Origin of the sequence: Pseudomonas sp. AU11447 (assembly GCF_001672555.2) — a bacterium.
Lineage (GTDB): Bacteria > Pseudomonadota > Gammaproteobacteria > Pseudomonadales > Pseudomonadaceae > Pseudomonas > Pseudomonas nitroreducens.
Genome location: NZ_LZDG02000073.1, coordinates 15606 through 34381 on the forward strand (window position 1 = coordinate 15606; position 18776 = coordinate 34381).

Below are 18776 nucleotides of genomic sequence, written 5' to 3' on the forward strand. Positions count from 1 at the left end.
CCTCTTTAATTGGCATGATCTCGGGCGCCGCAAGACTATCAAGCCTTCCGTGCGGGCACCCGAGAAAATTTGGCTATGACACGGATAGGCTGCCGCGACCGGGGTCGCGGTGGGTATCAGTGACGGTGTCGAGCTTCGACGGCTTCGCGCAGGGTGTCGATCAGCGCCTGGATGCGAGCATGCTGCATCTTCATCGAGGCCTTATTCACCACCAGGCGCGAGCTGATGTGCGCGATCAGCTCCTGGGGCTCCAGGCCGTTCGCGCGCAGGGTGTTACCGGTGTCGACCACGTCGATGATCTTGTCGGCGAGGCCGATCAGCGGTGCCAACTCCATGGAGCCGTACAGCTTGATCACGTCGACCTGGCGACCCTGCTCGGCGTAGTAGCGCTTGGCGACATTGACGAACTTGGTGGCCACGCGCAGACGCCCCTTGGGCTCCGGCGCGCCGACCGCACCGGCGGTCATCAGCTTGCAGTTGGCGATCTTCAGGTCCAGCGGCTCGTACAGGCCCTGGCCACCGTACTCCATGAGCACGTCCTTGCCCGCCACGCCGAGGTCGGCGGCGCCGTGCTCGACATAGGTCGGCACGTCGGTGGCGCGCACGATCAGCAGGCGCACGTCATCGAGGGTGGTGGGGATGATCAGCTTGCGGCTCTTGTCCGGATTCTCGGTCGGCACGATGCCCGCCGCTGCGAGCAGCGGCAGGGTGTCGTCGAGGATACGGCCCTTGGACAGGGCAATCGTCAGCATCGTCTGATTCTGCCTTAGCCCGGCACGCGGCGAATCTTCGCCCCGAGCAGTTGCAGTTTCTCTTCGATGCACTCGTAGCCACGGTCGATGTGGTAGATGCGGTCGATCATGGTGTCGCCTTCAGCCACCAGGGCGGCGATCACCAGGCTGGCGGAAGCACGCAGGTCGGTCGCCATGACCGGTGCGCCCTTGAGCTGCGGAACGCCGGTGACGATGGCAGTGTTGCCTTCGACCAGGATCTGCGCGCCCATGCGGTTCATTTCATAGACGTGCATGAAGCGGTTCTCGAACACGGTCTCGATGACCGCGCCGGTGCCTTCGGCGATGGCGTTCATGGAGATGAACTGGGCCTGCATGTCGGTCGGGAATGCCGGGTACGGCGCAGTGCGGATGTTCACCGCCTTCGGCCGGTTGCCCTTCATGTCCAGCTCGATCCAGTTGCTGCCGGTGGTGATGTGCGCGCCGGCTTCGACCAGCTTGGCCAGCACCGCTTCGAGGATGGTCGGATCAGTGTCCTTGAGCTTGACGCGGCCGCCGGTGGCAGCAGCCGCAGCCAGGTAGGTGCCGGTTTCAATGCGGTCGGGCATGACGTTGTACTTGGCACCGCCACCCAGGCTTTTTACACCGTTGATCACGATGGTGTCGGTACCGGCACCCTGCACATCACCGCCCATGGCGTTGATGAAGTTGGCCAAGTCGACGACCTCAGGCTCGCGCGCGGCGTTTTCCAGCACGGAGCGGCCATTGGCCAGCGCAGCGGCCATCATGATGTTCTCGGTACCGGTCACGCTGACGGTATCGAAGAAGAAGTGCGCGCCACGCAGGCCACCGGCTGGGGCCTTGGCCTTGATGTAACCGCCTTCGACGGAGATCTCTGCGCCCATGGCTTCCAGGCCACGGATATGCAGGTCCACCGGACGCGAGCCGATGGCGCAGCCGCCGGGCAGCGCGACTTCGGCTTCGCCGAAACGGGCGACCATCGGGCCAAGCACGAGGATCGACGCACGCATGGTTTTCACCAGCTCGTACGGTGCCACCAGGGTCTTGATGGTGCTGGCGTCGACTTCGACGTTGAGCTTCTCGTCGATGATCGGCTGCACGCCCATGCGGCCGAACAGCTCGATCATGGTGGTGATGTCGTGCAGGTGCGGCAGGTTGCAGACGGTCACCGGGGTGTCCGCCAGCAGAGTTGCGGCGAGGATCGGCAGCGCAGAGTTCTTCGCGCCGGAGATGCGGATCTCGCCATCGAGACGAGTACCGCCGGTAATGATCAGTTTATCCATTGCTAATTTCCCCGTGGGCTCAGGAACGCTCGGCCCAGGCGGCGCGGCTGAAGAATTTCATGGTGACGGCATGGATGGCGCCGGAGGCGATCCATTCGTTCAGGTGGGCATAGATCTGTTGCTGGCGCTTGACCGGGCTCAGGCCGGCGAGCTCGTCGCTGATCAGGTTCAGCTGGAAATTGCAGCCTTCGCCTTCCACTTCGATCTGGGTACCTGGCAGTTTCGATTCCAGGAAGTTTTTGACTTCTACGGCCTGCATGCTCAACCTCGTTCGGCGCCCTACGCGCGCGGGTCGGCCATGATACAAAAAAGCCCCCCGCCTGCGAACCCCGGCAGGGGAAGTCGCGGACGGAGGGCTTTCTCAGTGTTTCAATGCTGTAGCGGCAGAATATCGAGAAGCTCGCCAACCTTGGCGATTTCATGCATGTCCTTGGGCATGCCGGAGATCTGCAGCGTCTTGCCAGCCTTGCGCGCATCACGGGTGTAGGACAGCAACAGCGACAATCCGACGCTACTGGAGTGTTCCACCGCCGAGCAGTCCAGGCGCAGCGCCGCGGCCTTGCTGGCGGCGATCAGGTTTCTGCCCTGCTCGCGCAGCGCCGGCCCGGTCCTGTAGTCCAGCACGCCGGCAAGGACCAGATCGCCCTCGCTACGCTCCGTGATACTGCCCTGACTCATTCTGCACTGCCTTCCGGCTGACCCTTGGCGGCATCCTTGGCCTTGGCGACGACCTGGCCCCAACCGGCGATGGTCTTCTCCAGGTCGTTGCGGTTCTTCTGCATGGAGTCGGCGAACTGGTCACGGAACAGCTTGCCGATGTTGATGCCGTTGATGATCACATTACGCAGGCGCCAGTCGCCACCCTGGTTGACCATGGTGTACTGCACCGGATAGACGGCGCCGTTGCTGCCGACCACTTCCATGTTCACCGAAGCGCGATCCTGCTCCTGCTTGCCACTGTTCAGCACGCGGATGTCCTGGTTGTCGTACTCCAGCAGCGCGTTGCCGTAGAACTGGAACAGGCTGTTCTTGAAGGTTTCCTCGAAGCGCTTGACCTGCTCCGGCGTCGCCTGGCGGGAGTACTTGACGGTCATCACGCCCTTGGCGATGCCCTCGGAATCCACGACCGGGCCGAGGATGCGGTTCAGGGTGTCGTAGAACGCCTGGGGATTGGCCTTGTAGCTGGCCTTGTTGGTTTTCAGGTCCGACAACAGGCTGTCGACGGTCTTCTGCACAACCTGCTGAGCAGTCTGCTCGGCCTGGGCGAACAACGGCAGGATCGCGAGCAGGACCAGGAAGCCACGACGCAAGGTTTTCAACATGGAGTGAGCCCTCATTTCTTCGAGTCGTCTTTATTGACCGAATTCAGCAGGAATTTGCCGATCAGGTCTTCCAGCACGAGTGCCGACTGGGTGTCCTTGATGGTATCGCCTTCCTTCAACAGCTCTTCATCGCCACCGACACTGATGCCGATGTACTTCTCGCCCAGCAGGCCGGCAGTGAGGATGGAGGCGGTGGAGTCGTCCGGCAGGTTGTTGACCTGACGATTGATCTCCATGGTCACACGACCACGATAGCTGTCATGGTCCAGGTCCACCGCAGTGACCTTGCCGATGGTGACACCTGCCATGGTGACCTTGCCGCGGACGGTAACGCCGGCGATGTTGTCGAAATAGGCGTACAGCTTGTAGGTATCGCCCGTATTGCCGATGGTCAGTCCGCTGACACGCAGGGCCAGCAGCAGCAGGGCCAGCAGGCCGGCCAGAATGAACAGGCCTACACCAATTTCCAGGGTGCGGGTTTGCATCAGAAGTCTCCAAACATCAAGGCGGTCAGGATGAAGTCCAGCCCCAGCACGGCCAGGGAGGCATACACAACGGTACGGGTGGTGGCGCGGCTGATTCCTTCGGAGGTGGGTTCGCAGTCATAACCCTGGAACACGGCGATCCAGGTCACGACGAAGGCGAACACCACGCTCTTGATCACGCCATTGAGAATGTCCTTGGTGAACTGCACGCTGTTCTGCATGTTCGACCAGTACGAACCGTCATACACACCCAGCCAGTCCACGGCGACCAGGGCTCCGCCCCAGATGCCGACGACACTGAAGATAGCTGCAAGCAGCGGCATCGAGATGAAGCCGGCCCAAAGGCGCGGGGCGATGATGTACTTGAGCGGGTCGACGCCGATCATCTCCAGGCTGGACAGCTGCTCGGTGGATTTCATGTTGCCGATCTCGGCAGTCAGCGCGGAACCTGCACGCCCGGCGAACAGCAGTCCGGTGACCACCGGTCCCAGTTCACGCAGCAGCGTCAGCGCAACCATCTGGCCGACCGCCTGTTCGGAGCCGTAGCTCGCCAGGATGTTGTAGCCCTGCAGGGCCAGCACCATGCCGATGAACAGGCCGGACACGACAATGATCGCCAGGGACAGCACGCCCACCGAATACAGCTGCTTGACCAGCAACTGGAAGGCGCCGCTGTGCACCCGGCGGCCGAAGATGGCGTGGACCAGGAACAGGCTCGAACGGCCCAGAGACTCGAGAACATCGAGGCCCGCGCGCCCGAGCAGGCGAACTCGCTCGAGCGAAGAAGTCTTGCGCATCAACGTTCTCCCAGCAGGTCGGCGCGGTAATCGCGAGCAGGATAGTGGAACGGCACCGGACCATCCGGGATGCCCTTCATGAACTGGCGTACCCGCGGATCATCGAGACCCTGCAGGTCGGCCGGTGTTCCGTGGCCGAGCACGCGGCCATCACCGACGATATAGATGTAGTCGGCAATGCTCGCGGTTTCCGCCAGATCGTGGGACACCACGATGGAGGTAATGCCCAGGGCATCGTTGAGCAGACGGATCAGGCGCACCAGTACGCCCATGGCGATCGGGTCCTGGCCCACGAAGGGCTCGTCGTACATCAGGATCTGCGGGTCCAGCGCGATGGCGCGGGCCAGCGCCACGCGGCGTTTCATGCCGCCGGACAGCTCGTCGGGCATCAGCTCCACCGCCCCGCGCAGGCCAACGGCCTGGAGCTTCATCAGGACAATGTCACGAATCATGTCCTCGGGCAGCTCGGTGTGCACGCGCAGCGGGAAGGCGACGTTCTCGAAGACATCGAGGTCGGTGAACAGTGCACCGCTCTGGAACAGCACGCCGAACTGCTTGCGCATGTCGAACAGGTCGCTGCGCCCCAGCGTGGGGAGGTTCTGGCCGTTGACCCACACCTCGCCGCTCGCCGGACGCAGCTGGGCGGCGATCAGTCGCAGCAGGGTGGTCTTGCCACACCCCGACGGCCCCATGATCCCGGTGACCTTGCCGCGTGGAATGCGGATGTCCACGTTATCGAAAATCTTACGCGTGCCACGCTTGAAGCTCAGGCCCTTCAGCTCGACCGCGTATTGGTCATTGGTGCTCATAGAACTCCTTTCATCACGGCGCTGTCCGTTGCCCCGTCTGTCATACGGCAGAAACACGGCGCGGCAGGCCGAACGGCCGCGAACTATAACACCCCGTGAAGCCGCGCCCCAAGGGCTGCTAAGCCACCGTTAAGGCTCAGTTCAGCAAAATGCGAGCAACATTGAGTTGCCAGTGATGAAGCCTTTGCCGCTTTCCCGTTATAATCTCGCACTTCATTTTGCCCCGCGCCTTTCGAACATGAGCCAGAAACACGATTTCATCCAGTCGGCACAACGCACCATCCGCCTCGAGCGTGACTCGGTGGACGCCCTGCTGCCGCGCATCGGCGCCGATTTTTCGCTGGCCTGCGAACTGCTGCTGAGCTGCAAGGGCCGCGTCGTCGTGGTCGGCATGGGCAAGTCCGGCCATATCGCACGCAAGATCGCTGCCACCCTCGCCAGCACCGGTACGCCGTCGTTCTTCGTGCACCCGGCCGAGGCCAGCCATGGCGACATGGGCATGATCACCAAGGACGACGTCGTCCTGGCCCTGTCCAACTCCGGCTCCACCGCGGAAATCGTTACCCTGCTGCCGCTGATCAAGCGCCTGGGTATCACCCTGATCAGCATGACCGGCAACGCCGAATCGCCGCTGGCCAAGGCCGCCGCGGTCAACCTGGATGCCAGTGTCGAGCACGAAGCCTGCTCGCTGAACCTGGCACCGACCTCCTCCACCACGGTTTCCCTGGTGATCGGCGACGCGCTCGCCATCGCCCTGCTCGAAGCACGCGGCTTCACTGCCGAAGACTTCGCCTTCTCGCATCCGGGCGGTGCGCTGGGCCGTCGATTGTTGCTGAAAGTGGAAAACATCATGCACGTGGGTGAAGCATTGCCGCAGGTTTCTCCCGGCACTTCGCTCAGCGGTGCATTGCTGGAAATGACCCGCAAGGGCCTGGGCATGACCGTCATCCTCGGCGAAGACGGCAAGCTCGCCGGGGTCTTCACCGACGGCGACCTGCGTCGCACTCTGGACAAGGGCCTGGACGTGCGCCAGGTGACCATCGACCAGGTGATGACCGTGCATGGCAAGACCGCCCGCCCGGACATGCTCGCCGCCGAGGCCCTGAAGATCATGGACGACCACAAGATCAACGTGCTCGTGGTCGTCGACGACACGGACCACCCGGTCGGCGTACTGCACGTCCACGACCTGACCCGCGCGGGGGTCATCTGAATGACCGCCGACCTGCTGCAACGCGCGAAAGCGGTCCGCCTGGCGGTGTTCGACGTCGACGGCGTACTCACCGACGGCAAGCTCTACTTCCTGCCCGACGGCGGCGAGTTCAAGACCTTCAACACCCTGGACGGCCAGGGCATCAAGATGCTGATGAACTCCGGCGTGCGCACCGCGATCATCACCGGCCGTTCGAGCCCGGTGGTCGAGCGCCGGGCGAAGAACCTGGGCATCAACCACCTGTTCCAGGGCCGCGAAGACAAGCTGGTCGCCCTGGACGAGTTGCTCGCCGAACTCGGTCTAGGCTATGAAGAAGTCGCGTACCTGGGCGACGATCTGCCTGACCTGCCGGCCATCCGCCGCGCCGGCCTGGGCATGGCGGTCGCCAGCGGCGATGCCTTCGTGCGCCAGCATGCCGACGGCGTAACCCAGGCCCGTGGCGGCGAAGGCGCCGCCCGCGAGTTCTGCGAACTGATCCTGCGCGCCCAGGGCAACCTCGAAGCTGCCCAGAACGCGTATCTCTAGAGCCGAACATGCCCAAGACACTCCAACAGAAGCTGTTGCTCGCCCTGATCGCCATCCTGCTGATCGCCCTCGGCTATTACTGGAACGTGCGCCTGGACTTCAATGAGCGGCAACTCAAGTCGCAGACCAGCGACGCCATCGACTTTTACGTGGTCAACGCCAAGAGCGTTCAGTACCGCATCGACGGCTCCCTCGCCTACGAGATGACCGCCGACAAACTCGAACACCTGAAAGCAACCGACGTGACCCTGGTCACCACGCCTGACCTCTACTTCCATCGGGAGAACGAGCCCCAGCCGTGGCATGTCCAGAGCGTTCACGCCGAAGTGGCCCCCGAAGGCAAGCAGGTCGAGCTGATCGACGACGTGCGTGTTGCGCGCACCGACGCACAGCAACGCACGCTCCTGCTCAACACCTCGCGCATGACGGTGTTCCCAGACAAGGACTATGCGCAGACTGACCAGCCCGTGAAGATCACCGAACCCAACGGTGTGACCACGGCAGTTGGCATGAAAGCGTATCTGAAAGACAGCCGGATGCTCCTGCTGTCCAACGTAAGAGGTCAGCATGAGGCTCGTTAACACCCTCCCCCTTCTTTTCAGCCTCGCCGCCGCTATCGGCAGCAGTGCAGCCTGGGCTCTTCCCACCGACCGGGAACAGCCGATCCGGGTCCAGGCCGACAGCGCCGAACTGGATGACAAGCAGGGCGTCGCCGTGTATCGCGGCGACGTGGTGGTAACCCAGGGCAGCATGAAGCTGACTGGCAACACCGTCACGCTCAAGCAGAACAAGAATGGTGACATTGAAGTCGTCACCTCGGTCGGCAAGCCCGCCTACTTCGAGCAGAAGCCGGCGCCGGACAAGCAGATCACCCAGGCTTACGGCCTGACGATCCAGTACTTCGTCACCCAGAACCGCGTCGTACTGATCGACCAGGCCAAGGTGATCCAGGAAGGCAACACCTTCGAAGGCGAAAAGATCGTCTACGACACCCAGCGCCAGATCGTCAACGCAGGCCGCGCCACCGGCTCCCAGGTGACCACGCCGCGCCCGCGTATCGACATGGTCATACAGCCCAAGAAAAAGCAGGATCAAGCGCAGTAATGGCTACGCTAACCGCCCAGCACCTCGCCAAGAGCTACAAGAGCCGGCAAGTCGTCCGCGACGTCAGCATGAGCATCGAGAGTGGGCAGATCGTCGGCCTGCTCGGCCCCAACGGAGCGGGCAAGACTACCTGCTTCTACATGATCGTCGGCCTGGTTCGCGCCGATCAGGGGGTCGTGCGCATCGACGAGCAGGACGTCACCCATCTGCCCATGCACGGCCGCGCCCGCGCCGGCATCGGCTACCTGCCGCAGGAAGCCTCGATCTTCCGCAAGCTGTCGGTGGCGGACAACATCGGTGCAATCCTCGAAACCCGCAGCGACCTGGATCGCGCCGGACGCCAGGAAGCCCTGGAAGGCCTGCTCGAGGAGTTCCACATCCACCACATCCGCGACAACCTCGGCATGAGCCTGTCCGGTGGCGAGCGTCGCCGCGTGGAGATCGCCCGTGCACTGGCCAGTTCGCCGAAGTTCATCCTGCTGGACGAACCTTTCGCCGGTGTCGACCCGATCTCCGTCGGCGACATCAAGCAGATCATCCACCACCTCAAGGCCAAGGGCATCGGTGTGCTGATCACCGACCACAACGTCCGCGAGACCCTGGATATCTGCGAGACGGCGTACATCGTCAATGACGGCCAGTTGATCGCCGAAGGTAATGCCGAGAGCATCCTCGCCAACGACCTGGTGAAGGAAGTCTACCTGGGCCACGAGTTCCGCCTCTGACGCCCTGAGCCGCGCCCTGCCTGGGCGCGGCAGCTCATTTCCATCCCTTGCATGGTGCGGCTTGTCGGCTGCGCCATGACGTATCCGGCTGCCGGATCCCCGCTGGCGCAACCGGGTTGTAACGAAAGGTCGACAGCCCCTAGGCAAAGCGTCCAAACTCAGGCATATAATTTGCTTCCTCGCGGCGCCCCGGCGTCCGTAGTCGTGGATATGGCGCGCTTTGCGCCAGCGAACAAGGTGCCTAGTTCCAGCCATGAAACCATCGCTAGTCCTCAAGATGGGCCAGCAGCTGACGATGACCCCGCAGCTGCAACAGGCCATCCGACTGCTCCAGCTCTCCACGCTGGACCTCCAACAGGAAATCCAGGAAGCCCTGGAGTCCAACCCGATGCTGGAGCGCCAGGAAGAAGGCGAGGACTACGACAACAGCGATCCCATGGCCGACGGCGCCGAATCGGGCGCCAACGGCACCAGCAACAACTCCCAGGACAACTTCCAGGAAAGCACTACGCCCAACGCCGACAGCCTCGACGAGGACCAGTGGGCCGAACGCATCCCCAACGAGCTTCCGGTCGACACCGCCTGGGAAGACATCTACCAGACCAGCGCCAGCAGCCTGCCCAGCAACGATGACGACGAGTGGGACTTCACTTCCCGCACCTCCGCTGGCGAAAGCCTGCAGAGCCATCTGCTCTGGCAACTGAACCTGGCGCCGATGTCCGACACCGATCGCCTGGTCGCCCTGAGCATCATCGACGGCATCAACGACGACGGTTACCTCGAAGAATCCCTGGAAGACATCCTCGCCTCCATCGACCCTGAACTGGGCGTGGAAATGGACGAAGTGGAAGTCGTCCTGCGCCGTGTGCAGCAGCTCGAGCCTGCCGGAGTCGGTGCGCGCAACCTGCGCGAATGCCTGCTGCTGCAGCTACGCCAGCTGCCCACCAAGACCTACCTGCTGGCCGAGGCCATCCGCCTGGTCAACGACCACCTGGACCTGCTCGGCAGCCGCGACTATAGCCAGCTGATGCGACGCATGAAGCTCAAGGAAGACGAGCTGCGAGAGACCATCGAACTGATCCAGTCGCTGCACCCACGCCCCGGTTCGCAGATCGAATCCGGCGAAGCCGAATACGTGGTTCCGGATGTCATCGTGCGCAAGCACAACGAGCGCTGGCTGGTGGAACTGAACCAGGAAGCGGTACCGCGCCTGCGCGTGAACTCGCAGTATGCGGGCCTGGTGCGCCGCGCCGACTCCAGCGCCGACAACACCTTCATGCGCAACCAGTTGCAGGAAGCGCGCTGGTTCATCAAGAGCCTGCAGAGCCGCAACGAGACACTGATGAAGGTGGCGACCCAGATCGTCGAGCATCAGCGCGGCTTCCTCGAGTACGGCGAGGAGGCGATGAAACCGCTGGTCCTGCATGACATCGCCGAAGCGGTGGGCATGCACGAATCGACCATCTCCCGCGTCACCACGCAGAAGTTCATGCACACGCCGCGTGGCATCTTCGAGCTGAAGTATTTCTTCTCCAGCCACGTCAGCACCTCCGAGGGTGGCGAGTGCTCGTCCACCGCGATCCGCGCGATCATCAAGAAACTGGTCGCGGCGGAAAGTCCGAAAAAGCCATTGAGTGACAGCAAGATCGCTGGTTTACTGGAAGCACAGGGCATTCAAGTGGCACGTCGTACCGTCGCCAAGTACCGGGAGTCCCTAGGAATCTCTCCCTCGAGCGAGCGCAAGCGGCTGGTGTGACGTTGATCCACGCCAAGGTGTTCCGGCGGCAGGCCCCATAACCTGCCACTTACACACGGGCAACAAGGAGAAAGCGGTATGCAAGTCAACATCAGTGGACATCAACTGGATGTGACCGACGCCCTGCGCGACTATGTCGGCGAGAAACTTGGCCGACTGGAGCGCCACTTCGACAAGATCACCAATGTTCAGGTCATCATGGAGGTCGAGAAGCTGAAGCAGAAAATTGAAGCCACCCTCCACATCGCCGGTGGCGAAGTGGTGGCCTGCGCCGAACATGAAGACATGTACGCGGCCATCGACCTGCTCACCGACAAGCTCGACCGCCAACTGATCAAGCACAAGGAAAAATACCTCGAACGCCAGCAAGGTGTTGGCGTCCGTTAACCCCTCCCTATGATCCGACTTGAGCAAATCCTGACCCCCGGCCGTTCCCTCGTGAACGTGCCGGGCGGCAGCAAGAAACGTGTCCTCGAACAAATCGCCAACCTGGTGGCTCGCGAGCTGCCGGGTTTCGATTCCCAAGACATCTTCGACAGCCTGGTGGCCCGGGAACGCCTGGGCTCCACCGGCTTCGGCAATGGCATCGCCATTCCGCACTGCCGCCTCCCCGGCTGCCAGTCGCCGATCAGCGCCATCCTGCACCTGGATCACCCGGTAGATTTCGACGCCCTCGACGGCGCGCCGGTCGACCTGGTGTTCGTGCTGCTGGTGCCCGAAGCCGCCACCGAGGAGCACCTGGAACTGCTGCGGCAGATCGCCTCCATGCTCGACCGCTCCGACGTCCGCGACCGCCTGCGTCACGCCGCCAACGGCGAGGACCTGTACCGGATCGTCGTGGACTTCCAGAACAACGGGCACTGATCATGCGCCTGATCATCGTCAGTGGAAGATCCGGCTCCGGCAAGAGCACCGCGCTCAACGTGCTGGAAGACAACGGCTTCTACTGCATCGACAACCTGCCGGCCAGCCTCCTCCCGGACCTGGCCCAGCGCGCGCTGCTGCACACCGAGCTGTTGCACCCGCAAGTCGCCGTCTCCATCGACGCGCGCAACCTGCCCAGCCAACTGCAGCGTTTCCCCGAGCTGCTACAGGAAGCTCGCGACAAGCACATCCAGTGTGACGTGGTGTACCTCGATGCCGACGATGAAACGCTGCTCAAGCGCTTCTCCGAGACCCGCCGGCGCCACCCGCTGACCACCGACAGCCGCTCGCTGGCCGAAGCAATCGCCGACGAGACGCATCTGCTGGCACCGATCGCCGACCTGGCGGATCTCAAGCTCAACACTACGAATCTCAACCTGTATCAGCTGCGCGACGTGCTCAAGCTGCGCCTGCTGAACAAGCCCGAACTGGGCACCGCCTTCCTGGTCGAATCCTTCGGCTTCAAGCGTGGCATGCCGGTGGATGCGGACCTGGTGTTCGACGTGCGCTGCCTGCCCAATCCCTACTGGAAACCGGAACTGCGGGAGCACACCGGGCTGGAAGCGGAAGTCCAGGAATACCTGGCGGCGCAACCGGATGTCGAAGAGATGTACCAGGACATCCTCACCTACCTGAACAAATGGCTGCCGCGCTTCGCCGCGAGCAACCGGGCCTATGTGACCATCGCCATCGGCTGCACCGGTGGCCAGCATCGCTCGACCTATATTGCCGAGCGCATCGGTCAGGCCCTCAAGGAAACCCTCACCAACGTACAGATTCGCCACCGCGACCTGAGCTAAGCAGCGACAGACAACAAAAGGACAGCCCCTCGCGATGCCCGCCCTCGAAATCACCATCATCAACAAGCTTGGCCTGCACGCCCGTGCGGCGGCCAAATTCGTCGGCGTGGCGGGACGTTATCCCTGCCAGGTTCGCGTAGGGCGCAATCCGGAAAGTACGGTAGACGGCAAGAGCATCATGGCGGTGATGATGCTCGCCGCCGGCAAGGGCACCAATCTGCACCTCGCTGCCGAAGGCGAGCAGGAAGACGAGGCGCTCAAGGCGCTGGTCGAACTGATCAACAACTACTTCGACGAAGGCGAGTGACTCGCCGGGCCTTCGATCAGCCCAGCGACGTATCCAGCACCATCATCAGACAGAAGCCGATGATCAGCCCCTGGGTGGCCTGCGCCGCATGGCCGCGCCGCTGTGATTCGGGGATGATCTCGCGCACCACTACGTAGAGCATCGCGCCCGCTGCCGCGGCCAGCCCCCAGGGCAGGAACATCCGCGAGATACCGATCAGCCAGGCGCAGAGCACCGCGAACAGTGGCTCGACCAGCCCGGACGCCGCGCCTGCCAATGCCGCCTTGCCGCGCGACACGCCCGCCCCGGCCAGCACCAGCGCAATCGCCAGCCCTTCTGGCACGTCCTGCAGCGCGATGCCCAGCGCTAATCCGCTGGCGCCTTGCACCTCTCCCCCGGCGGCGACTCCAACAGCCATGCCTTCGGGAATGTTGTGCAGGACGATGGCAGCAACGAACAGCAGGATGCGCGCGGGCACCTTTCCATCCGCAACGCCCTGGATGTTCGCCTGCGCGTCCTCGAGTACTCGGCCGAACACAGCGAGACCGAAGGCACCCAGCGCCAAGCCGAGGCTGACCAGCACCGATGCCAGCCAAGTGGCCCGGCCCGAGGCTTCTGCCGCCTCCAGCGCGGGAAGCAGTAGCGAGAATGCGGTGGCCGCCAGCATCACGCCAGCGCCGAAGCCCAGCATGGCGTCGGCGATTCGCGCCGGCATGCTGCGCACCAGCAGCACGGGCAGCGCGCCCAGGGCAGTTCCGAGCGCGCAGAGCATGCCGCCATGCAAGGCCAGGTACATCGGCGGGGAAAGCGACAATCGCGCCAGCAGCATCAGGTGCTGGGCCACCAGCAGACCGCCGCCGAGGACAATGATCAACCCCAGCAACCAACGCAAATTGCGTCCTCCGCTTTCACGCAGACTCTGCACGATCAGACGCATGGGACGGTCTTCGGTTTCATCCTTGCCCCCGCGCTTGCAGTGCCTCGCGGTAACGCCGGAGCACCTCCGGCCAGGCGACGACGTTGTAAAACGCGGCAATGTATTCCGGCCGGCGATTCTGATAGCGCAGGTAGTAAGCGTGCTCCCAGACGTCCAGCCCGAGGATAGGCAAGTTGCCCTGCATCAGCGGGCTGTCCTGGTTGCCGGTGCTTTCCACCACCAGTTGGCCCTGCGGATCAACGCTCAGCCACGCCCAGCCGCTGCCAAAGCGAGTCAAGGCCGCCTTGGTGAACGCCTGGCAGAAGGCCTCGTAGCCGCCCAGTTGGGCGTCAATGGCCTGGCCCAACTCCTCCTGCGGATGACCACCGCCGTCAGGAGCCATGACGGTCCAGAACAACGAGTGGTTGGCGTGGCCGCCGCCGTTGTTGATCACCGGCGCGCGCAGTGCCTCGGGCAGGCGGTCGAGTTTCTGCAGCAACGTTTCCACCGGAGCCTCGGCGAACTCTGTGCCTTCCAGCGCGGCGTTCAGGTTGTTGATGTAGGTCTGGTGGTGCTTGCTGTGGTGGATTTCCATGGTCTGCGCATCGATGTGCGGTTCCAGGGCGTCGTAGGCATAGGGCAAGGCGGGCAGGACGTGAGGCATCTTCGAACCTTCTTCAGTGGTAGCGCATCGGCTCAGTGGTAGCGCATCGATTGAACGGCAGTGAACAGCCCCGGGCGCAACTCGACCGCGCCTTGGCGACGCAGCAGGCGCTGGGTGCGCGGATAGGTACCGTGCTCGCCGATGAAGTTGAGCAGTTCGACGTAGGTACGGCGGCTGTGCTGCACCGCGGCCGCGCGCAGATCCGAGCATTTGCGCAGGTCTTCGCCCAGCACCAGCAGTCGTTCGTGGCAGGCGCACAGGTACTCGGCGGTTTCCTCCGGCTGGCCCAGTTGCAGGTGCAGGTCACCGAGGTTGTGGTGGGAGATGACAAACGCCATCACGGCTTCCTCCGGGTCGTGCCAGCGGTCCAGCAGGACCTGGGCCAGCGCCAGCGCGTGGAGGTAGTGCTCACGGGCATCGATCAACTCGTTACGAATGAAGCAGCGGTTGCCCAGTTCGATGGTGCGTTGCCAGTGGCGCATGGCAGGTTCCTCCAGCGGGTGGGGCGGACTCAGAGTCCGCCGGCGGTGAGCTTCTCGGGATTGAGCAGTTGCTCGAGTCGGGCGCGGTCCAGGTCCGTGTTTTCCAGCGCGACGTCGATGATCGGCCGCCCTTCGCGGTAAGCCTGCTTGGCGATCTCCGCGGCCTTCTGGTAGCCGATGATCGGGTTCAGCGCGGTGACCAGGATCGGGTTGCGCGACAGCGCCTCGCGCAGGCTCGCCTCGTTGACCTTGAAGCTGGCGATGGCCTTGTCCGCCAGCAGACGGCTGACGTTGGCCAGCAGGTGGATGCTGTGCAGCAGGTTGTCGGCGATCACCGGCAGCATCACGTTGAGCTCGAAGTTGCCCGACTGCCCGGCGACGGCGATGGTGGTGTCGTTGCCCATGACCTGGGCGGCGACCATGGCAGTGGCTTCCGGGATCACCGGGTTGACCTTGCCCGGCATGATCGAGGAACCCGGCTGCAGCGCCTCCAGTTCGATCTCGGCAAGGCCGGCCAGCGGGCCGGAGTTCATCCAGCGCAGGTCATTGGCGATCTTCATCAGCGCCACGGCCAGCGCCTTGAGCTGGCCGGAGGTGGCCACGGCGATATCCTGGGCGCCGATCAACGCGAAGAAGTCGTCACCGGGGCGGAATGCCAGGCCAGTCAGTCCGTTGAGCTCTTCGCAGAAGCGCGCGGAGAACTGCGGGTGAGCGTTCACGCCAGTTCCGACGGCAGTGCCGCCCTGAGCCAGTTGCTGCAACGCCGGCAGTTGCCCTTCTATGCCCAGAGACGCCTGGCGCACCTGTTGCGCCCAACCGCCAAGCACCTGGCTCAGGCGCACCGGCATGGCATCCATCAGATGAGTGCGGCCGGTCTTCACGTACAAGTGCACGGACTTGGCCTTCTTCTCCAGGGTCGCGTGCAGGTGATCCAGGGCCGGCAGCAGGTGCTGGTGGATCTCTACCGCCGCACTGATGTGGATGGTCGAAGGGATGATGTCGTTACTGCTCTGCCCGCAATTGACCTGGTCATTGGCGTTGACTGGCTTGCCCAGGCGGCGGCCGGCGAGGGTCGCAACCACCTCGTTGGCGTTCATGTTCGAGCTGGTACCCGAGCCGGTCTGGAACACATCCACCGGGAAGTGTTGCTGTAGGTCGCCCGCCAACAACTCCTCACAGGCAGCGACGATGGCGGCGCCGGTTTCCGCGTCCAGCTGTTCCAGGCTGACATTGGCGCGTGCCGCGGCGGCCTTGGCCAGCAACAGCGCGCGGATGAACGGACGCGGCATGCGCTGGCCGCTCACCGGGAAGTTGTTCACCGCCCGCTGCGTCTGGGCACCGTAGAGCGCCGCTACCGGCACCTCCAGTTCGCCCATGCTGTCGCGTTCGATACGGCTGTCAGTCATTCTCGATTCCTTCTTGCAGCTTCAGGGAAGGCGCTATCTCCTGCTGCGCCATCCGCCGGCCGAGCAGGCACAGGCGTTGGCGCTGGGCGGTAGAGGTCGCCAGGCGTTGCAGTTCGCGTAGAGGGAGATAGGCGTGATCCAGGCAGAGCACCCGCCAGTGCCAGGGCAATGCGATGTCGCGGCTGCTGTCGAGCAGCAACTGGAAGCACTTCTCGAAGAGGCGCCAAGCCGGCACCGGCTCCCAGGCCGCCAGGTAACGCGCCTCGCACAAGTACTGTTCGACCAGACGCGGCTCATCCGGCTCCAGGGCGCAGCGGATGCGGGTCCCCAGGCGGTACCAGCGATCGGTGATCGAGCTGTCGATCTCGACAAACATGGCAATCTCTCAATCGATAATGAGATTGATTATTGTTTGCGAGAATCAAAAAAACAAGCCGCCCGAACGCAATGCGCTGGACGGCCTGTCTGGAGAAGGGCTTGGGGAAGGCCTGAAAGCCGCGGCCAGCAAGGCCGCGGTGGGTGGATCAGTTGCCGGCGACCATCATCTTTTCAATGAGGACGGAGCCTGTGTGCAGGTTGCCGCGATACTCCACATCGTTGCCGATGGCGACGATATTGCGGAACAGGTCGCGCAGGTTGGCGGCGATGGTGACTTCCTGCACCGGGAACTGGATTTCGCCGTTTTCCACCCAGTAACCGCCGGCACCACGCGAGTAATCGCCGGTCACCAGGTTGACGCCCTGCCCCATCAGCTCGGTGACCAGCAGGCCACGTCCCATGCGACGGATCAGGGCGGCCTGGTCCTCGTCGCCATGGCTGACGAACAGGTTGTGTACGCCGCCGGAGTTGGCCGTGCTGGGCATGCCCAACTTGCGCCCGGAGTAGGTGCCGAGCACATAGGAGACCAGCTCGCCGCCTTCGACGAAGGGTTTGGCATAGGTCGCCAGGCCGTCGTTGTCGAACGAGGCACTGCCCAGCGCGCCGCGCAGCAGCGGGCGTTCGTCCAGAGTCAGCCATTCCGGGAACAGTCGCTGCCCCAGCGCGCCTTCGAGGAAGGAAGACTTGCGGTACAGGCTGCCGCCGGAGATGGCACCGAGGAAGTGACCGAACAGGCCGACCGCGACTTCCGGGGCAAACAGCACCGGCACCTCGGCGGTCGGCACCGGGCGCGCGCCGAGCCGGCTGGCAGCTCGCTCGGCAGCACGGCGGCCGATGGATTCGGGAGTCGCCAGCAGCTCACCACGGCGGTTCACGTCATACCAGTAGTCGCGCTGCATCTGCCCTTCGCCTTCGGCGATCATCACGCAACTCAGGCTGTGGCGGGTGCTGGCATAGCCGCCGACAAAGCCATGGCTGTTGCCGTAGACGCGGCAGCCCTGATGAGTGTTCAGCGTGGTGCCGTCGGCCTTGGTGACGCGCTTGTCGGTGGCGAACGCGGCAGCCTCGCAGGCCAGCGCGCGCTCGATGGCCTGGTCGGGGGTGATCGACCAGCCGTGGTAAAGATCCAGGTCCGGCAGGTCCCGCGCCATCAGCGCAGGGTCCGCCAGGCCGGCGCAGTCGTCTTCAGAGGCATGCTTGGCAATCGCCAACGCCGCTGCCACGGTTTCACGGATGGCGTCCGCGCCTGTTGCCGAGGTGCTCGCCGAGCCCTTGCGCTGGCCAACGTAAAGAGTGATGCCGAAGCCCTGGTCGCGGTTGAACTCGACGGTCTCGACTTCTCCCTGGCGCACCGAGGTGGACAGCCCCTGCTCCACCGACACAGCCACTTCGCAGGCGCTGGCGCCCTGCCGGGAAGCCTCGGCAATGATCCGCTCGACCTGCTCGCGCAGTTCGGGAAGGACCTCCGGGCTCACTGCCGGGTTGTGTTCGCTCATTGCATGCCTCTCCTGTTCATGTTCCGGCCCCGCCATCAGGCGGCGGCAACCGGCGCGGGCCGGACAAGCGGCCCCTGACTCGTTATCATGGCGGCGTTTTCAAAGAGACCCCCGCCATGGCTGAAATTCACGATGACGACTCGTCCTTCGATGAGAAGAGCAAGTCGCAAGTAAAACGCGAAATGCACGCGCTGCAGGAACTCGGCGAGCGCCTGACGACGCTCAAGGCCGACATGCTCGACCGCATGCCGCTGACCGATCCGCTGCGCCGCGCGCTGGAAGAAGCACCCAAGCACAAGGCCAACGCCGCCAAGAAACGCCATCGGCAGTTCATCGGCAAGCTGATGCGCGACCAGGACGTCGAGGCCATCCTCGCCCTGCTGGAACAGGTAGATACCTCGACCCGCCAGTACAACGAACGCTTCCACGCCCTGGAGCGCTGGCGCGACCACCTGATCACCGGCGGTGACGCAGCGCTGTCCGCGTTCTTCGGCGAATACCCGGAAAGCGACCGCCAGCACCTGCTCCAGCTGATCCGCCACGCCCAGCACGAGGCCGCTCACAACAAGCCTCCGGCCGCGGCGCGGAAGATCTTCAAGTACATCCGCGAACTGGACGAGCTCAAACGCGGCCTGCGCTGAGCAGCCGCGTCC

The 18776-nt window shown here is 63.6% G+C and carries 25 protein-coding genes; 11 read left to right on the forward strand and 14 right to left on the reverse strand.

Annotated features, from left to right (window positions below; genetic code table 11):
* Positions 1-116: 116 nt before the first annotated feature.
* The 8 genes from hisG to A6723_RS25205 all read right to left on the reverse strand — a co-directional run bounded on the left by hisG (position 117) and on the right by A6723_RS25205 (position 5448).
* Positions 117-752, reverse strand: a complete 636-nt coding sequence (gene hisG / locus A6723_RS25170; protein WP_024766534.1) for an ATP phosphoribosyltransferase — start codon at positions 750-752, stop codon at positions 117-119.
* A gap of 14 nt (positions 753-766) precedes the next feature.
* Entirely contained in the window at positions 767-2035 is a 1269-nt protein-coding gene (murA, locus tag A6723_RS25175) for a UDP-N-acetylglucosamine 1-carboxyvinyltransferase (RefSeq protein WP_054906613.1), read from the reverse strand.
* A 19-nt stretch (positions 2036-2054) separates the two neighbouring features.
* A complete protein-coding gene (locus A6723_RS25180; RefSeq protein ID WP_017518139.1) occupies positions 2055-2294 on the reverse strand; it encodes a BolA family protein in 240 nt (79 codons plus the stop codon).
* Positions 2295-2404: 110 nt separating this feature from the next.
* Positions 2405-2713 carry a lipid asymmetry maintenance protein MlaB gene (locus A6723_RS25185; RefSeq protein WP_054906614.1) on the reverse strand — a complete coding sequence of 103 codons (309 nt, stop codon included), beginning with the start codon at positions 2711-2713 and terminating at the stop codon, positions 2405-2407.
* Positions 2710-3357: a phospholipid-binding protein MlaC gene (locus tag A6723_RS25190; protein WP_054906615.1), complete on the reverse strand. Its 648-nt coding sequence runs from the start codon at positions 3355-3357 to the stop codon at positions 2710-2712. Before A6723_RS25190 ends, A6723_RS25185 begins: the two co-directional genes overlap by 4 nt.
* A gap of 11 nt (positions 3358-3368) precedes the next feature.
* Positions 3369-3842 carry an outer membrane lipid asymmetry maintenance protein MlaD gene (mlaD, locus tag A6723_RS25195; RefSeq protein ID WP_054906616.1) on the reverse strand — a complete coding sequence of 158 codons (474 nt, stop codon included), beginning with the start codon at positions 3840-3842 and terminating at the stop codon, positions 3369-3371.
* Positions 3842-4639: a lipid asymmetry maintenance ABC transporter permease subunit MlaE gene (mlaE, locus tag A6723_RS25200; RefSeq protein WP_024766539.1), complete on the reverse strand. Its 798-nt coding sequence runs from the start codon at positions 4637-4639 to the stop codon at positions 3842-3844. The genes mlaD and mlaE overlap by 1 nt, the downstream gene beginning before the upstream one ends.
* Entirely contained in the window at positions 4639-5448 is an 810-nt protein-coding gene (locus tag A6723_RS25205) for an ATP-binding cassette domain-containing protein (RefSeq protein WP_024766540.1), read from the reverse strand. Before A6723_RS25205 ends, mlaE begins: the two co-directional genes overlap by 1 nt.
* A 238-nt stretch (positions 5449-5686) precedes the next feature.
* On the opposite strand from A6723_RS25205, the gene A6723_RS25210 reads away from it, so the two are divergent.
* The 10 genes from A6723_RS25210 (at position 5687) to A6723_RS25255 (ending at position 12802) form a co-directional block, all read left to right on the forward strand.
* Positions 5687-6661, forward strand: coding sequence for a KpsF/GutQ family sugar-phosphate isomerase (locus tag A6723_RS25210; protein ID WP_054906617.1), 975 nt, complete (start codon positions 5687-5689; stop codon positions 6659-6661).
* Positions 6662-7186, forward strand: a complete 525-nt coding sequence (locus A6723_RS25215; protein WP_054906618.1) for an HAD family hydrolase — start codon at positions 6662-6664, stop codon at positions 7184-7186. It abuts the gene before it with no gap.
* An 8-nt stretch (positions 7187-7194) separates the two neighbouring features.
* Positions 7195-7767, forward strand: a complete 573-nt coding sequence (gene lptC / locus A6723_RS25220) for an LPS export ABC transporter periplasmic protein LptC (protein WP_054906619.1) — start codon at positions 7195-7197, stop codon at positions 7765-7767.
* Positions 7754-8290, forward strand: coding sequence for a lipopolysaccharide transport periplasmic protein LptA (gene lptA / locus A6723_RS25225; RefSeq protein ID WP_024766543.1), 537 nt, complete (start codon positions 7754-7756; stop codon positions 8288-8290). Before lptC ends, lptA begins: the two co-directional genes overlap by 14 nt.
* Positions 8290-9015, forward strand: coding sequence for an LPS export ABC transporter ATP-binding protein (gene lptB, locus A6723_RS25230; RefSeq protein WP_054906620.1), 726 nt, complete (start codon positions 8290-8292; stop codon positions 9013-9015). The genes lptA and lptB overlap by 1 nt, the downstream gene beginning before the upstream one ends.
* A gap of 253 nt (positions 9016-9268) precedes the next feature.
* A complete protein-coding gene (locus A6723_RS25235) occupies positions 9269-10771 on the forward strand; it encodes an RNA polymerase factor sigma-54 (RefSeq protein WP_082450425.1) in 1503 nt (500 codons plus the stop codon).
* A gap of 78 nt (positions 10772-10849) precedes the next feature.
* Positions 10850-11158 (forward strand): ribosome hibernation-promoting factor, HPF/YfiA family, encoded by a 309-nt coding sequence (hpf, locus tag A6723_RS25240; protein ID WP_017518151.1) that lies wholly within the window; start codon positions 10850-10852, stop codon positions 11156-11158.
* Between the two features lie 9 nt (positions 11159-11167).
* Complete coding sequence (gene ptsN / locus A6723_RS25245) at positions 11168-11635, forward strand: PTS IIA-like nitrogen regulatory protein PtsN (protein ID WP_037009823.1); 468 nt, start codon at positions 11168-11170, stop codon at positions 11633-11635.
* A 2-nt stretch (positions 11636-11637) separates the two neighbouring features.
* Complete coding sequence (gene rapZ / locus A6723_RS25250) at positions 11638-12495, forward strand: RNase adapter RapZ (RefSeq protein WP_054906622.1); 858 nt, start codon at positions 11638-11640, stop codon at positions 12493-12495.
* Between the two features lie 34 nt (positions 12496-12529).
* Complete coding sequence (locus A6723_RS25255) at positions 12530-12802, forward strand: HPr family phosphocarrier protein (RefSeq protein ID WP_024766547.1); 273 nt, start codon at positions 12530-12532, stop codon at positions 12800-12802.
* Between the two features lie 16 nt (positions 12803-12818).
* On the opposite strand, the gene A6723_RS25260 is transcribed toward A6723_RS25255, so the two are convergent.
* The 6 genes from A6723_RS25260 to pmbA form a co-directional block, all read right to left on the reverse strand.
* A complete protein-coding gene (locus A6723_RS25260; protein ID WP_371914075.1) occupies positions 12819-13712 on the reverse strand; it encodes a ZIP family metal transporter in 894 nt (297 codons plus the stop codon).
* A 22-nt stretch (positions 13713-13734) separates the two neighbouring features.
* Positions 13735-14361 carry a superoxide dismutase gene (locus A6723_RS25265; RefSeq protein ID WP_054906624.1) on the reverse strand — a complete coding sequence of 209 codons (627 nt, stop codon included), beginning with the start codon at positions 14359-14361 and terminating at the stop codon, positions 13735-13737.
* Positions 14362-14393: 32 nt separating this feature from the next.
* Entirely contained in the window at positions 14394-14843 is a 450-nt protein-coding gene (locus tag A6723_RS25270; RefSeq protein ID WP_054906625.1) for a hypothetical protein, read from the reverse strand.
* Positions 14844-14872: 29 nt separating this feature from the next.
* Complete coding sequence (fumC, locus tag A6723_RS25275; protein WP_054906626.1) at positions 14873-16249, reverse strand: class II fumarate hydratase FumC; 1377 nt, start codon at positions 16247-16249, stop codon at positions 14873-14875.
* Positions 16242-16625 (reverse strand): hypothetical protein, encoded by a 384-nt coding sequence (locus A6723_RS25280; protein WP_054906627.1) that lies wholly within the window; start codon positions 16623-16625, stop codon positions 16242-16244. The genes fumC and A6723_RS25280 overlap by 8 nt, the downstream gene beginning before the upstream one ends.
* A 148-nt stretch (positions 16626-16773) precedes the next feature.
* On the reverse strand, positions 16774-18123 hold the full coding sequence (gene pmbA / locus A6723_RS25285; RefSeq protein ID WP_054906628.1) for a metalloprotease PmbA: 1350 nt from the start codon (positions 18121-18123) through the stop codon (positions 16774-16776).
* A gap of 116 nt (positions 18124-18239) precedes the next feature.
* Here pmbA and yjgA point away from each other — a divergent pair, with 116 nt between their 5' ends.
* Positions 18240-18764, forward strand: coding sequence for a ribosome biogenesis factor YjgA (gene yjgA / locus A6723_RS25290; RefSeq protein ID WP_024766553.1), 525 nt, complete (start codon positions 18240-18242; stop codon positions 18762-18764).
* Positions 18765-18776 lie beyond the last annotated feature (12 nt).